At 51.7% G+C, this 15,415-nt stretch carries 12 protein-coding genes; 1 reads left to right on the top strand and 11 read right to left on the bottom strand.

The genetic code is table 11. The annotated features are described in order from the left end of the window. Positions 1–29 precede the first annotated feature (29 nt). From adhE to XM38_RS04235, 7 genes are all read right to left on the bottom strand, one after another. Entirely contained in the window at positions 30–2,714 is a 2,685-nt protein-coding gene (adhE, locus tag XM38_RS04265) for a bifunctional acetaldehyde-CoA/alcohol dehydrogenase (RefSeq protein WP_088429166.1), read from the bottom strand. 1,348 nt (positions 2,715–4,062) lie between these two features. Next, positions 4,063–5,028: a malate dehydrogenase gene (mdh, locus tag XM38_RS04260; protein WP_080809425.1), complete on the bottom strand. Its 966-nt coding sequence runs from the start codon at positions 5,026–5,028 to the stop codon at positions 4,063–4,065. Positions 5,029–5,037: 9 nt separating this feature from the next. Next, positions 5,038–5,259: an NAD(P)H-quinone oxidoreductase subunit O gene (gene ndhO / locus XM38_RS04255; RefSeq protein WP_080809427.1), complete on the bottom strand. Its 222-nt coding sequence runs from the start codon at positions 5,257–5,259 to the stop codon at positions 5,038–5,040. 121 nt (positions 5,260–5,380) lie between these two features. Further along, on the bottom strand, positions 5,381–6,229 hold the full coding sequence (locus XM38_RS04250; protein WP_080809428.1) for a DNA-formamidopyrimidine glycosylase: 849 nt from the start codon (positions 6,227–6,229) through the stop codon (positions 5,381–5,383). A 149-nt stretch (positions 6,230–6,378) separates the two neighbouring features. Next, the gene (locus XM38_RS04245) at positions 6,379–6,585 is read right to left on the bottom strand and encodes a photosystem I reaction center subunit IV (protein ID WP_080809431.1); all 207 of its coding nucleotides are present in this window, start codon (positions 6,583–6,585) and stop codon (positions 6,379–6,381) included. A gap of 465 nt (positions 6,586–7,050) precedes the next feature. Continuing rightward, a complete protein-coding gene (locus XM38_RS04240; protein ID WP_088429164.1) occupies positions 7,051–8,115 on the bottom strand; it encodes a hypothetical protein in 1,065 nt (354 codons plus the stop codon). 415 nt (positions 8,116–8,530) lie between these two features. Further along, the gene (locus XM38_RS04235) at positions 8,531–9,310 is read right to left on the bottom strand and encodes an RNA polymerase sigma factor SigF (RefSeq protein ID WP_080809435.1); all 780 of its coding nucleotides are present in this window, start codon (positions 9,308–9,310) and stop codon (positions 8,531–8,533) included. A gap of 452 nt (positions 9,311–9,762) precedes the next feature. Between XM38_RS04235 and XM38_RS04230 the strand changes: the two genes are divergently transcribed. Beyond that, a complete protein-coding gene (locus XM38_RS04230) occupies positions 9,763–10,440 on the top strand; it encodes a hypothetical protein (protein ID WP_080809437.1) in 678 nt (225 codons plus the stop codon). A gap of 63 nt (positions 10,441–10,503) precedes the next feature. On the opposite strand, the gene rsgA is transcribed toward XM38_RS04230, so the two are convergent. From rsgA to dnaK, 4 genes are all read right to left on the bottom strand, one after another. Next, positions 10,504–11,619 carry a small ribosomal subunit biogenesis GTPase RsgA gene (rsgA, locus tag XM38_RS04225; RefSeq protein ID WP_225889179.1) on the bottom strand — a complete coding sequence of 372 codons (1,116 nt, stop codon included), beginning with the start codon at positions 11,617–11,619 and terminating at the stop codon, positions 10,504–10,506. A 137-nt stretch (positions 11,620–11,756) separates the two neighbouring features. Further along, entirely contained in the window at positions 11,757–12,059 is a 303-nt protein-coding gene (locus tag XM38_RS04220; RefSeq protein WP_080809443.1) for a sulfurtransferase TusA family protein, read from the bottom strand. Next, a complete protein-coding gene (dnaJ, locus tag XM38_RS04215) occupies positions 12,056–13,189 on the bottom strand; it encodes a molecular chaperone DnaJ (protein WP_080809445.1) in 1,134 nt (377 codons plus the stop codon). The genes XM38_RS04220 and dnaJ overlap by 4 nt, the downstream gene beginning before the upstream one ends. A 159-nt stretch (positions 13,190–13,348) precedes the next feature. After that, complete coding sequence (gene dnaK, locus XM38_RS04210) at positions 13,349–15,361, bottom strand: molecular chaperone DnaK (RefSeq protein ID WP_088429162.1); 2,013 nt, start codon at positions 15,359–15,361, stop codon at positions 13,349–13,351. Positions 15,362–15,415 lie beyond the last annotated feature (54 nt).

Below are 15,415 nucleotides of genomic sequence, written 5' to 3'. Positions count from 1 at the left end.
CAGACGACACCTTGGCAGCTTCGGTACAGTTAAGTCAACACCGGAGTCGTAGGAGAGTCCTGGCCTAACATCGTCGTTGTCTCCGGATGGAACAGGGCGGCATCTAAGCGACAACCGCGATAGGCCAGGGTATATAGCTCTTTCAGGTCCCGAATCAATGGGTAGCGGGGATTCGCCCCGGTACACTGGTCATCAAAGGCCTGATCAGCCATTTCTTCTACGTGGTCGTAGAATGCCTTTTCGTCATCATTGAGCACTTCCCGAATGGTCAAGGGAATATCGAGCTGACTCTTCAGGGTCTCAATTGCCTCCACCAGCTTCTCAACCTTCTCCTCCTCAGAATCACCGCCAAGATTCAAATAATCGGAGATCCGGGCATAGCGCCACTTAGCATTGGGATACTTGTACTGCGGGAAGATTGCCTGCTTAAAAGGCATATCCGTGGCGTTATAGCGGATGACATGGGAAATCATCAAGGCATTGGCCAGTCCGTGGGGAACATGGAAGGTGGCCCCCAACTTATGGGCCATCGAGTGACACACGCCTAGAAAGGCATTGGCAAAGGCCATCCCAGCCATGGTGGCGGCATAATGTACCTTCTCCCGAGCCTTCGGATCATTCGCTCCCTGTTGATACGCACTGGGCAGATACTTCAGCAGTAGCCGAATGGCCTCCAAGGCCAAACCATTGGTATACTCCGAGGCATATACCGATACATAGGCTTCCAGCGCATGGGTAAGGGCGTCGATCCCCCCATAGGCTGTCAGCTGCTTCGGCATGTGCAGCACTAGCTCTGGATCAACAATGGCCATATTGGGCGTCAGGGCGTAGTCCGCCAGGGGATATTTGATGCCGGTGCTTTCATCGGTCACGACTGCAAAAGGCGTTACTTCTGAACCGGTGCCCGAGGTGGTAGGAATTGCCACCATCAAGGCCTTTTGGCCAAGGGTAGGCAGTTCATAGACCCGCTTACGAATATCCATGAAACGAGTGGCCAATCCCTCAAACTCAATCTCTGGATGCTCGTACATCAACCACATCACCTTAGCGGCATCCATGGGAGATCCGCCGCCAAAGGCGATGATGACATCAGGATTAAAGCTATTCATCAGCGCCAATCCCCGGTTCACCGTAGCCAGGCACGGATCCGGCTCCACATCGTAGAACACGTCAAACCTGACGCCAATCTCGTCTAAGACCTCTTCAACCCCCTTAGTGAGGCCCATTTCATACAAAGGTTTATCGGTGACGATAAAGGCCCGCTGCTTACCAACCAATTCCTTCAGGGCCGAGGGTAAACAGCCGTATTTAAAGTACACCTTAGGAGGAATGCGGAACCATAGCATATTTTCCCGCCGCTCCGTGACCGTCTTAATGTTTAACAGGTGCTGAACCCCCACATTTTCGCTGACGGAGTTACCTCCCCAGGTACCACAGCCTAAGGTGAGAGACGGATCTAGGCGGAAGTTATAGAGATCACCAATGGCCCCTTGGGAAGAGGGAGTATTGATCAGAACTCGGGCGGTCTCGACGGTGTTTTCAAATTGCTGAATGTGGTCTCGATTACTAGGAGCGGTGTAGAGGACTGCCGTGTGCCCCCGTCCGCCGAAGGCAATCAGGGCTTGGGCTTGGCGCAGGGCATCGGCGAAGTCATTGCCCCGGTACATGGCTAGGATGGGAGATAGCTTTTCGTAGGCAAAAGGCTCATCGTGACTAATGGTGTTGACTTCACCAATTAGGACCCGGGTAGACTCAGGAATCCTGATCCCGGCCAACTGAGCTAGTTTGAGCACAGGCTGACCAACAATCTCGGCGTTGAGACGCCCCTGCTTGAGAATCACCTGCCGCATTTGCTCCGTTTCCTCCGAGCTGAGGAAGTGGGCTCCCCGGTCGGTAAATTCCTGCTTCACCTGTTCATACACGGCATCAACGACAACCACTGATTGCTCACTGGCGCAGATCATGCCGTTATCAAAGGTCTTGCTCAGTAGGATGGAGGAAACAGCCATCTTCAGATGGGCAGTCTCATCAATCAAAGCTGGCGTATTCCCGGCCCCTACTCCTAAGGATGGGTTTCCAGACGAATAGGCAGCCCGCACCATACTTGGACCACCAGTGGCCAAAATCAGGTTGATATCTTGATGCTGCATCAAAGCCTGGGACAGGGGGACCGAGGGGGCGTCAATCCAGCCGATAATGTCGGTTGGGGCACCGGCCTCTACAGCTGCCTCTAGAACGATCTTGGCAGCGGCGATGGTGCAGTCTTTGGCCCGGGGATGGGGAGAGAAAATAATGCCATTGCGAGTCTTGAGGGTTAAGAGCGCCTTGAAGATAGCTGTAGAGGTAGGGTTGGTAGTCGGGACGATTCCAGCTAACAGCCCTACAGGTTCTGCTAACTTCTGAAACCCAAAGGAAATATCGTCTTCGATAATGCCACAGGTTTTCTCATGCTTGTACTTGTTATAGATGTACTCCGAGGCGAAGTGATTCTTGATCACTTTGTCTTCAATGACACCCATACCGGTCTCTGAGACAGCTAGCTTAGCCAAGGGAATTCGAGCGGCATTGGCAGCCAATGCCGCTTTCTTGAAAATATGATCGACTGATTTTTGAGTGAAGGTGGCATACTGTTTTTGAGCAGCTTTGACCCGTCGGATCAAACCCTCTAACTCTTCGAAATTGGTGACAGATGTGATGTTGCTGGTAGCTGTCATTGGAGAAACCCTTAGGTGCGACGGATAACATGCGTGAGTGATGACTCAACCATCAGTGAACTAATTCTCTCTCTGAACCTAGGAGGGGTATGAGAAAAAGCAACCAGCTTCAACCGAACTTCGGCTAAGCTCAATATCTGAAGCATTAACCTCGAGCCGTTGAGGTGTCTTTTTCGTCTCATCCCCTCCCAAACTTCCTCTACTAAGGCTAGTCTTAGTTAGGAGAATTTATGGACTCAGGGAACTTAATGGCTTCGCTGAACGTTTGACGAGATCATCTACGGGGAAATTATCATGGAGCTGACGATAGCGGAGTGCTTTTGGGAGGCATTCTTGATGGTGACAATTCTCTGAATGATGTGGCCGACTCACATGCTATTAATCGTGTTATTCAATGGTTCTACCCACGGATATAGAAGCCCACAACTAACTTTAGGGCGGGTGAGAACCAATCAAGACTTGACATCAAATAACCGTCATAGTAGTCGTACACAATGCGTTTACGAAAACGTGCAAGAATGATGTACAAAGGATTTTGGCAATCAACGCTGTAAAAATTAGAGCTCAGGTGGAAAATTGCTCATGGTTGAGTCCTTTCTAACCAGCTTTCTCCAACAGCCAGGGTAGAGGGCGCACATCCGATGAATGAAATTGAAGTGCTCGTCACGCTCCTCTAAAGTTTGTAGATCCCAAATTCGATCCCTTCTATATCCTAAAGGACTGGCCTATGGGACAGGGCATACTATCGTTTTTCTTAACTTTCTAGGGACAGGGAGGAGGAGGATGGGAATGGTTGACCACAATGATGTCATCAAATGTTGGCAATTCTCGAACCTTCCTTACTCTCTTGGCATCGGGTAGCCTATCAATTGCCTGTCTATCACTAGATTTAATCAAAGTTGATTTACCAACCATCATGTTCTAAAAGTTTATTTGAAAAGGAATCTTGAAAACCCTTCAAGACGAGTTCTGTCAAGGCTTTTAGCGATCTTGCATGGCTGTTCGCAGTGTGTCCGAAAACCTCGCTCTGACAACTACCTAGGCAATTTACAAGTTGCTTATCAATACAATTATTGATATCTCTCAGGTCTATGAATTTAATAACCTCTCCTCTTAGGAGAGCCAGTTTGCCATTGCCTAAATCGCGACCAAAATCCATAGCGGTAAGCAATGACACAATCGCCCTAGAGTTAGCTTGAGTATGGCGAAGCTGTCAGGAGATAGACACGATTAGGCGTAACCATTGCTGGTCAGGGGCTAACTCACAATGAATGATGACAATCGTCCCCCTGCTCATGTAAGCAGGCGCTCAGAGTATCAGTCAGTTCTCTGGGGTTGCCAGCACCTCTTAGGGTATTAAGGCAATTGCTTTCTCGATGCTCTGTTTAACCGCCGCTGCGGAGCGATGCAGGGCAGTCAGTTGTTCATCCCTCAAGGGCAACGATACGATTTCCTCAACTCCTTGCCCACCGAGACGACAGGGAACTCCTAAATACACGTCCTGCAGTTGATACTCGCCATCTAGATAGGCCGCTACTGGTAGAATGCGTGATTGATTATACAAAATAGCTTCGATCATGACACCAATGGCCGAGGCTGGCGCATAGTAGGCTCCACCCCGTTTCAATAACTGGACAATCTCAGCACCACCATTGCGGGTCCGCTCAATTAACCGATTTAGAATAGCTGCCTCTAGCAGCTCAGTCACTGGAATGCCGCCTACGGTAGAGTACTGGGGCAGTGGCACCATCAGATCGCCATGTCCCCCCAAAACCAAGGCAGAGACATCACTGGGAGGAACTCCCAACTCCATCGCAATGAATGTTTGAAACCGAGCAGAGTCCAGGACCCCAGCCATGCCCATAATGTGGTTGGCTGGCAGCCCACTGACTTTCAATGCCAAGTAAGTCATGGCATCTAGGGGATTGGTGACGATGATGTAGCAGGCATAGGGGGAATATTTCATCGCCTGCTGCATGATATCGATGACAATCTTGCCGTTGACCTGGAGCAGGTCATCACGACTCATACCGGGTTTCCGGGGTAGTCCTGCTGTAACCACCACAATGTCTGACTGAGCGGTGTCTTCGTAGCAGTTGCTGCCGACAATCGTGCGGTTATGCCCTTCAGCCCCTCTAGCTTCCATCAAATCGAGGGCAATGCCTTGGGGACGCCCTTCTACGATGTCAAGCAGTATTACATCGGCTAAATTCCGCTCCAGCACCCGTTGCGCTAAGGTACTGCCTACGTTGCCTGCACCGATAATCGTCACCTGGCTGAGTTGGCAGAAGGGGGGATGGACAAAGGCTGCCATGGGAAGTGCTCACTCAAACTTCTCTAATTGGTCTAGTCGCAACCAGATACTAGGGGTGGGTACACGACCAAACTTCACCAGGGCATAGTCATCTCGAGTTTCGAGAATTTCTCCTCGAGTCTCAAACAGATAGGGAGGAAATCGGGAGTCGCTAGCTTGAGCCTCGAGACTATTCTCTAATTTTTCGCGGACAGCCCGCACGAGATCACCACGCTTTAATTTTGCGGCCATAGGTCTTTTTGCGATCGCAACACAGTCATTACTTTACTGATTGTAAAAGGGAAAGGTCTTATCCCCCATTGCTGTACCATCAGCAATCTGAGAGATACGCATAAGGGGTCCTAACCCTTACCTACCGTTGGCAACGAGGACAATAGTGGGCTGAGCGGCCTGCTAACCGTAGACGGCGGATAGGCGTTTCACAGACTCGACAGGGGTTCCCTTCCCGGTCATATACCCAGGCAACACCACTGTAGTTGCCATTGACGCCATGAATATCATGAAAGTCACTGAAGGTTGTCCCCCCCGCCTCAATCCCCACCGTCAATACCTGACGGATCGACTGATGTAACCGCTCAATCCGGTGGCGTCTTAGCTGGGCACAGGGAACCTGGGGATGAATTCCACTGATAAATAAAGCTTCATCGGCATAGATATTGCCGATGCCTGCCACCAGGGTCTGATCCAGTAGAGCATTTTTAATCGGTCGCTGGCGATGCCTTAAGGCTTGGCTCAGATAAGGCACTGAAAAAGTACTCGCTAGGGGTTCTGGTCCTAGGGTTGCCAATCCAGCAATAACCTGCTGGGGCTCATATTCAGGAGGGACCCACCACATGCGACCGAAGGTCCGCTGATCCACAAACTGCAATTCTTGCCCCGACTCGAAATACAAACGAACCCGACAATGACGTGGAGGGGACGCTGACTGTAATAACCACAGCATTTGTCCAGTCATCCGTAAATGGATGCCTAGCCATCCCCCAGGGTTACCCCTGGCTTGCACCAATTGAGCTAGCAGATATTTACCGCGTCGCCGCCAATGGTACAGGCAGCAGCCTTGTAGCCCCATCAAAAAGGCATCTACAGAAAGGGGGTGGGCAATGGTGCGCTTTAAGAGCACCTCCCCACCCCGAATCGGATAGTTGAGTGTTACACGATTTAAGCCTAGACGAACTGTCTCGACTTCAGGCAACTCGGGCACGTTAGCAGGGTCACTCCGTCATCACGTAGCGTTCTTACTATAGCTGCTGACACCGATCTAATAGCCGGGCCCAGAGCTATCCTAGCCCCAGGCGAAGACCCAACCATTTCCCATCAGCGACCCACCTAGTGGCCCGGAAATCAGGAGACTTACTTTTTCTTCTTGGGAGGCTCAACCTCTTCTAGTTCAGACAAGGCAAAGTTATTAGAGCTGATTCCATAGTAGTTGACCTTGTCAAAGCGTACGATCGCTGGGTAGCGGATACCGCTTTGATCGACCGTCGCCACCGTCCCAATATCTCGATACCAGTAAGATTCTGGGCGTAGGATTCGCACTTTAGAACCGCGTTGAACCATGGATAATACCCTCTCGAAAGACCAGTTTGAATTCCACCAAGTTTGACTAGCTCTTTTCGCTAAATAGAGGCCATACCAGAGCTAGACTCAGAGGATGGTTGAAACACAATCTCAAAATCTCAGATACTCTTCGAGATCTTTTCCAGAGAAGCTGGGCCTCAGCATATTCCCTAGAATTGGTACTGGATACTACCAATGAGCTGTGTCTCAACCAATTGCCTCAATTGATTTGGTATGAACAGGCAACTTGTTCATCAGATTACTACGTCAGCCCCGGATTACGCTCGGGCAGGGATTTAAGTTTTGTTGCTAATCCAGGCGGCCAACCCCAGCAGCCGAGGGTATTTTGTCTATACAGCATTGCCGTGCTGGGTGAGGTATGGCCGACCTCCTGATATCAAGGAGCTTAAGGAACTTATGGCCATCCCTGTACCTCACTAGCTTCAGACGCTACTGGTCCCTGCGTCAACTTTGCCGACTGGCTGCTGTTGTGGTTGGCTGGGGGGGCACAGCCACAGAGGGTAGGGATGCAGGATCATTAGTAGCGTTGGCAGTGGAGGGTTCGGATTCCTCTACAGGGGCCCCAACAGGACGAGCGACTTCGATGCCATTTTCCTCCAAAATGACAATGGGCTCTGCTCCTCGCATTTGAATTCGCTTCAGCAAGACCCGGCCATTGGCTACCCGTTGCCCCACTTTGACGTATCGACTCACTCCTTCCCCGGGGGCCTTGAGAATGGCATAGTCATCGTTGCCAATGCGCACAGCCCCTGTCACCTCGACAGCAGATGCTAACTGGGGCTTAGGTAAGGTCGGCAAGGGCTGAATGCGAGAGCCACCATTACTGCCATTCCTGCCATTACTACCATTGCTAGCCGTGGTTGTACCCCCTGTCTGACCGTTGCCATTGGCGGTGGCAGTTCCTCCACCCCCAGCAGGTTGTCCTCCCCCTGTGGTGCCACCGCCGCCAGTCGTGGCAGGGCCACTGGCGGGAGGAGCGACGGGAGTAGGCTTAGGAGGAATCGGCAGGGTAGCATATGGATCAGGACGACTGCGAGTCACCTGCCGTACCCGCTCATTGGGATCGGTGGATTGAATCAGTTCAGCACTGGCGATGGCCGCAATGCTAGGAGCAGCCGGCACGAGGGGTTCAGTAAACTCTTCTGCTTGGCCATCTTGAGCAGCGTCCTCTTGTGAGGGCAGTGGCACCCCATCTAGATCATCAGTAGTGTCTAGATCAGATGGGGAATCTTCGGCCATTTGCCATTGGTTTCCTATGCCCCCTAGGACCCCAACTACACCGGCAATAATCATCACTGCAGCACCACCAAGGCCGATTAAAAAAGAATTTCGAACCCGTTTACGACGCCAAAATTTGACTACAAATACCAGAGCAGCGAAGGGAATAAACAAGTAAAGAACTCCCCACAGGGTGCTGGTTCGAAATGCCTCTACTAGGCCCATAATGCCCCCAACGAAGGCCAAGACTAACCCAAGTAGAAATAGCACTATGAATAGAATAGGGCCCATCAGATTACCTCACTTCATGCCCGCAAGATTAATGGGTTAACGCTGATCCGTCAAACTTCCCCTAGACTTAGGAGATGCGATCAAGGCCGTGACGGTTCGTGAGTCGACAATCAACCTGTGGCTCTACTACAGCATTTCTTTGCTGGGTGAGGTATAGCCTACCTCCTGACAGCAAGGGGCTCATGGTTATCCATGTGCCTTACTAGCTTTAAATATGCTGTACCTTGATTTCGCTCTCAACCATAGCGCATCTTGGCACAGATGGTGCAGGTGCGATCGCATCTGAGCAGAATCTATCTGCGAGGTGATTTACAAACCGTCTAAATAGTCGTCAGAGCAAGATTTTTGGAATCCTCTAAACGATCGGGCGAGAAAGCTGGCTCTACCGCTTGCCCAGGTGGTTTACCAACCACGTCTACGTCTCATCTGTAGACCCCAACAGGGATCGTAATCGCGTCAGGCCCTGCTTCACTCGCCGGGACACGGTTACGGAACTGATGCCAAGACGGTCTGCTGTTTCCTTTTGGGTCAGATCATGAAGAAAGACAAACTCTAAGACATCCCGGGTCCGTTGTTCCAATTGATGGAGAGCTTGTTGCAACCGAATTCGATCCTCTTGAGCTAGCTGAAAACTCTTATATTTGGGATCCGGAAGCACATCGCCTAAAGACGCTGACCCCTCTTCATCATCGTAAATTGGTGCATCCAAACTGACCAACCATCGATTACGAACCGCCAGTTTAACCTGTTGCCATTCCTCTAGAGAGATATCCAACTTTGCAGCAATTTCTCTATCTTGAGGGGGCCGATTCAACTCTAAACGGAGTTGACGGCTAATGGCACTGCCCTGGGTGTAGAGGGTCTGCCAGCGCCGGGGAATTCGCACAGAGCAGCCTTTGTCTCGTAGATAGTGCTGAATCTCACCTCGGATGTAAGGAATCGCAAAGGAACTAAAGGCATAGCCCTTAGCGAGATCGAAGCGCTCAATTGCTCGGATGAGTCCTAGGCTACCCACCTGCATCAAATCATCAAAGGTTTCGTCAGAACATGCCAGCCAGCGATGAGCTTCCCGCCTTACCAAGCCCAAGTTCAGCTTCACCAAGCGATTACGGGTATCTGGGGAAGCAGTCTGCTGATACTCCTTCAGCAGGATCAAGGTTTTATCCTTAAGCGCAGCGGTGACTTGAGTTTGCATGGCAACTGGAAATGAGTATCGGACCACTCCATCTGCAGATGGCCCGGGTAGTGCAGGCCCGACGGAATGACACCGGTGTCATCCGCATCGTGTGCCTCGAGAGAATGACAATGGCAAGAGCATAGTAGGATCAATGGCACCTATACAGCCTAACTGCCGAATTAGAAGCCTACAAGCGCGTTTCTACGGATCTCCGGCATGGGGATCGTCTCTCTTGCCATGCTGCTGCTGCTCTTGAGGCCAATCTACAGGGTATTTCAGCCTCACCTAAAGACCAAGCCCTAGTCCCTATGAACGTGTGAAAAATTGATTGGAGGCGCGACTTATCTTCATGTAATCTTCACAAAAGATCAAATTACGGCAGAGCCAATGGGATGGGTAGGGGGGCTTCTGTTTTGGAGGTAGCCTATTCCATAGGGCAGGCCAGTCTAAATACTAGAAGAGGTAACCTAGTGAAACCCAAATATTTGCTTGGCTTCTTTATCGCAATCGGTGCCATTGTTGGGGTAGGAGCGTATTACTGGAACCGAGCCACCTACCTGCCCACGGAATATACGACCTCTGGGCAAGCTCCCTTAACGGCCACGACTACTGCTCAAGCATTACTCAGTCGTAAATTAGCGGAGGGACGAGCCAGTGATGGCTCCGTCAAAATCCAGCTCAGCGAAGCAGAGTTAACTCAAGTGTTGGCCAGTGCCATGGCTCAGACTCCCCAGGCCGAACCCTTGGTAAATGCGGCCAAGGGCATGAGCACGACCATTGAAGGGGAGCGCATTTCGAGTGGTCTGGTGATTAACTTGGCGGAGGTGCCCCAGGATCAATTACCGGTGGCTGCCCAAGGAGCGCTCAACCAACTGACCCAAGTGGCACCCATGCTCTCTAACCGCGACATCTATATCGGTATCGAAGGGCGGCCTCGTATTGACCAAGGACAGTTGGTATTTGATCAGCAGAGTAGTCTTCGCATCGGTCGTGTGAGTGTTCCGTTAACTGAAGTAGCTCAGGGCCTAGGGCTATCTCCTCAACAGCTGCAGCAAGCCCTGACGCAACTGCTAAAGCAGTCCGGTATCGTACTCGAGCAGGTACAAGTGGTAGATGGACAATTGGTCATTACTGGGTCTACACCTTAGAGGCAAAAGTCGCCGCCACGATGTGTTGTGCGGCGGCCAAATCTTTGGCCTATCGCAACCACCTCAGCTATCGTCCTCCCACGCTATTTCTTCGGAGAGTTCTGCGTCTGCCAAGAGGTCATGGTAGAGGTCTTGTAGAGCCTGATTGCGGCGGCGGCGAGAGGGACGGCGATATTTTTTGACATTGAGCTTGGGTTCGTGGTGGACTTGCCCAGCTGCTGTGGTTTTGCCCTTTAAGGTCGATTCGCTCTGGGTTTGTTGAGAGATAGTCTCCTGATGGGCCAAGGCTTCAGTCAGTAGCCTCTGATAGTGCCCATAACGTTCCCAGTCCCCGCGCACGGCACAGCCAGGCTCGTCTCGATGCAGGCAATCATTGAACTGGCAAGTCGCTGCCTGCAAGCGGCGACGAATTTCGGGGAAGCACAGGGCCAATGTTGCCGGCGAGCACTCGATATCAGGATGGTTAAAGCCGGGAGTATCGGCCAGTAACCCGCCCGTGGGTAAGGTGAATAGCTCCACATGGCGAGTGGTATGGCGACCGTGCCCTAACTTACCAGATACTTGACTAGTGCGCAGGTCGGCTTCTGGAATCAGGCAGTTGATTAAACTCGATTTGCCCACCCCAGAGGGACCAGAGATGATGGTGATATGGTGTCGTAACTGTGCTTTTAGGGTAGGCCATGGGGTTCTAGCCCGAACACTGATGCAGAGTGGCTGATAGCCCCATTGTTGCAAGCGCTCTATCCAGTGGTGCTCGGTGGCTGGAGTCACTAAATCTCGCTTGTTGAGGCATAAACTCACCCGTAAGCCCGTAGACTCTGCCTTAACCAGAAACCGACTAAGTTGGTATGGATCTAGGGCGGGGTCTGCTAGGGCAAAGACCAGCAGGATGTGATCGGCGTTGGCTACGGGGGGGCGATCTAGGACTGTTTGACGAGGAGCAACCTGTGCGATCGCACCACGTCCTCCCGCCCAGTCCGGTTCCTCGACCCAGACCTGGTCTCCAACCATGACCTGCTGACCGATCTTCTTCAATCGTGTCCGCCGGGTACAGAGCAACTGCCGCCTATCCCAAGGCCCCCCTTGGGCTTCAAGATCATCCAGCTGCACCCAGTAGTAATTTGCTTGGGCCGCCAAGACAATGCCTCTGTAGCCCTTGCCCTGCGTAGGTGATCCCAAGGTAGCCGGAAAGTCTTCGAACATATCAGCGTAGTCGCTGAAAGTACTGACTGATCATGATTGTCGACATCTCTGTCACCAGCAAAGCACCGATCTCAGCATAGCAATGATGCTCTCAGCTAACAGTGCAGGCTTTCCTATGCGGGCATTGAGGTGGGATGACTAACCCGCAGCACAAAATACCCGGCACACTCCTCAAGGGACTGCAGTAAATATCCCTCCATGGATAAACTATCCGGCACTTGCTCGATAGGTTCTCCAGGATCAAGCCAAACCTCAAGCACGGTACCTGTTGGCATTTGGTCTAGGGTGAGCTTGGTCCGCACAAAATTGATAGGGCACGGAGTCCCACGCAAATCAAGGGTTTTCGCTGGAGTAGTAGCGACATCAACCTGATCAGACTGATTCGAGGGAGTCGCCCTCGTGTTGCCATGACTCATCCGCGAAATAGTCCTCCTAGAAATCCTTCAATTCCACCTCGATTGACAGTTTCCCCACGAATCTCAGCCAACTTAGCAATCAATTCTCGCTCTTCTGGCTTCAATCGGGTCGGAATTTCAACATTAACCGTAATCAGATGATCACCTCGACTGACCGGATTGCCCAACCGAGGGACGCCATGATTCTCTAAGGTCAGCACTGTGCCAGGTTGGGTTCCGGCAGGAATTTCCAATTCCACCTGCCCATCCACGGTGGTGACGTTTAACTTACAGCCCAAGATAGCTTGCAGATAGCTAACCTTGAGGTTCGAGAGAATATTGATACCATCTCGGCGAAATGTCGCATGCTCGTTAACGAATAAATAGACATAGAGGTCTCCAGGTGGCCCCCCTCGCTGGCCAGCATCCCCTTCTCCTGATACCCGCAGTCGAGTGCCGTTATCCACACCAGCGGGGATATTAATTTTGAGTTTTTTCGTCTCTTGTTTCTGACCGCTACCACCGCAGACTTCACAACGGTCTTCGATCATCTCCCCTGTACCACTACAGGTAGGACAGGTAGACACTTGGGTAAAACTGCCAAATGGAGTCCGAGTGGCCCGCCGCACCTGGCCTGAACCGCTACAGGTGGAGCAAGTACGAGGTCGTGTTCCTGGTTTGGCCCCGGAACCATTACAGGTTGAGCAGGTTTCTAGATGGCCAATCTTGATTTCTTTCTCACCACCAAAGATGGCCTCGGTAAAATCTAGCTTCAGATCGAGGCGTAGGTCATCACCTCGGGTGGGGCCCCGACGTCGGGCAGCCGTACCCATGCCACCTCCGAAGCCCCCAAAAAAACTCTCAAAGATATCGGCGAACCCGCCCATATCGGCAAAATCTTGAAAGCCTGCCGCCCCGGCAGTAGCAGCACCGCCGACACCAGCCTCACCAAAGCGATCGTAGCGAGCCCGTATTTCTGGTTCCGAGAGCACCTCGTAGGCTCGATTTATCTCCTTAAACGTCTCTTCGGCTCCAGGTTCCTTATTGACATCAGGATGATATTTACGAGCTAGGCGACGGTAGGCTCGCTTAACATCTTCTTGATTAGCATTACGAGTAATACCTAGGATTTCGTAGTAATCGCGGGCCATAGAGGGCTAATTTGAGCAACTGCAGCGACAATCAATTACCTAACATGGTGCTTTTGAAGCTTTATCTTTAAAGCATTAACATATTGTAAAAACTGATCCTGTATTCTGGCTAGCGACCTAAATATGGAGTCGTCGGGGGCTACATGATTTTGCCGGGCCCTAGTCAATGGCCTCATAATCAGCGGTGACTGTGGCATCCAGGTCATCTAGGCCAAATTCGTCCTCACTATCTCCACCATCACCGCTGTCTATGGCGTCGCCGTCATGACCATCGCCGCCATAGGTGCCCTCCTCAGCATCGGCATCGGCACCATCATAAGCAGGGTCCATATACTCCGCATCACTTTCATCACCACCTTGCTCAGCTTGCTGGTAGAGAGTAGCACCTACCGCAAAGAGAGCCTGCTGAAGACCGTCGATTTTACTCTGTAACTCTTCTGGAGTAATCGCTCGGTCATTTAGCGCCGCCCTAAGTTCTGTCGCTTTTTCGGTAACGTCTTCTTTCAGAATATCGTCCATCAAATCGGCGTTGTCGCGCATGGTGGACTCATAGCTGTAGAACAGGCTATCGGCGCGATTACGCAGATCGGCGAGGCTCTTACGCCGCGCATCTTCATCGGCATAGACCTCTGCCTCCTGCCGCATGCGCTCGACTTCGTCGGTACTCAGACCACCGGTATTGGTGATCCGGATTCCCTGTTCACGGCCAGTTCCTTTATCTCGAGCAGAGACTTGCAAGATGCCATCAGCATCAATCTCAAAGCACACCTCAATTTGAGGCACTCCTCTAGGCGCTGGTGGGATCCCGGTCAACTGAAACTTCCCTAAACTCTTATTATCTTTGGCCATGGCCCGTTCTCCCTGGAGTACGTGGACCTCTACAGAGGTTTGACCATCGGTGGCCGTTGAGAAAATTTGAGTCTTGCTAGTGGGAATGGTGGTGTTCCGTTCGATGATCTTGGTGAAGACTTCTCCTAACGTTTCAATGCCGAGGGAGAGAGGCGTCACATCTAGCAGGAGCAGATCCTGCATTTCTCCCCCCAACACACCAGCTTGGATGGATGCACCCAGGGCCACTGCTTCATCCGGATTCACGGAACGATCAGGAGTTTTGCCCTTGAAATAGCTAGTAATGGCTTCCTGGACCGCGGGGATGCGAGTGGAACCTCCTACTAACAAAATTCGATCAATTTCCTCAGGAGCGAGATCGGCGTCCTTAAGGGCCTGAGCCACGGGTTCGAGGGTGCCTCGAATCAGCGCTTTGGCTAACTGCTCAAATTGGGCTCGGCTCAGGCTCATCTCCAGGTGCTTAGGCCCAGTATCATCGGCGGTGATGAAGGGTAGATTGATGGATGTGGTTGGCATGCTCGACAGCTCAATCTTGGCTTTTTCAGCGGCTTCTCGAATCCGCTGTAGGGCCATCCGATCCGTTGATAGGTCGATGCCTTCCTGCTCGCGAAAGCTATCTACAATCCACCTGAGGATGCAGGTATCAAAGTCATCCCCACCCAAGTGGTTATTGCCTGAGGTGGCTTTAACTTCGAAGACGCCATCTCCTAACTGTAGGATTGATACGTCGAAGGTCCCACCGCCTAGGTCGAAGACCAATACCGTTTGGTCTTGATCTTGTTTATCTAACCCATAGGATAGGGAGGCAGCCGTCGGCTCATTGATAATACGAAGGACTTCTAGGCCAGCGATGGTGCCAGCATCCTTAGTGGCTTGCCGCTGAGCATCGGTGAAATAGGCTGGCACGGTAATGACGGCCTGAGTGACCTCTTCGCCCAGATAGGCTTCAGCATCCTGCTTTAGTTTTTGCAGGATCATGGCTGAAATTTCTTGAGGTGTATATGTCGTGCCACGAATTTGAACATCTACGGTATTGTCACGCCCTTTCACACATAGGTAGGGCATGCGAGTCCGCTCCTCTGACGTATCATCCCAGCGCCGACCAATGAACCGCTTGATGCTGTAAACCGTATTTTCTGCATTGGTGACGGCCTGACGCTTGGCGAGTTGACCAACCAAGCGTTCACCATTTTTACCGAAGCCGACCATACTGGGGACGGTGCGTCCGCCTTCGGTGCTGGCGATTACTGCGGGTTGCCCTCCCTCGAGAACAGCAACACAGCTATTGGTGGTGCCCAAATCAATACCAATGACTTTTCCCATAGCTCACGGCTCTAGACAAATCGCAACAAGAGATTTGGATGCGAAATTGCAACT

Origin of the sequence: Halomicronema hongdechloris C2206 (assembly GCF_002075285.3) — a bacterium.
GTDB lineage: Bacteria > Cyanobacteriota > Cyanobacteriia > Phormidesmidales > Phormidesmidaceae > Halomicronema_B > Halomicronema_B hongdechloris.
The sequence above is the reverse complement of the archived record's forward strand: the minus strand, read 5'-3'. Positions and strand labels throughout refer to the sequence as shown.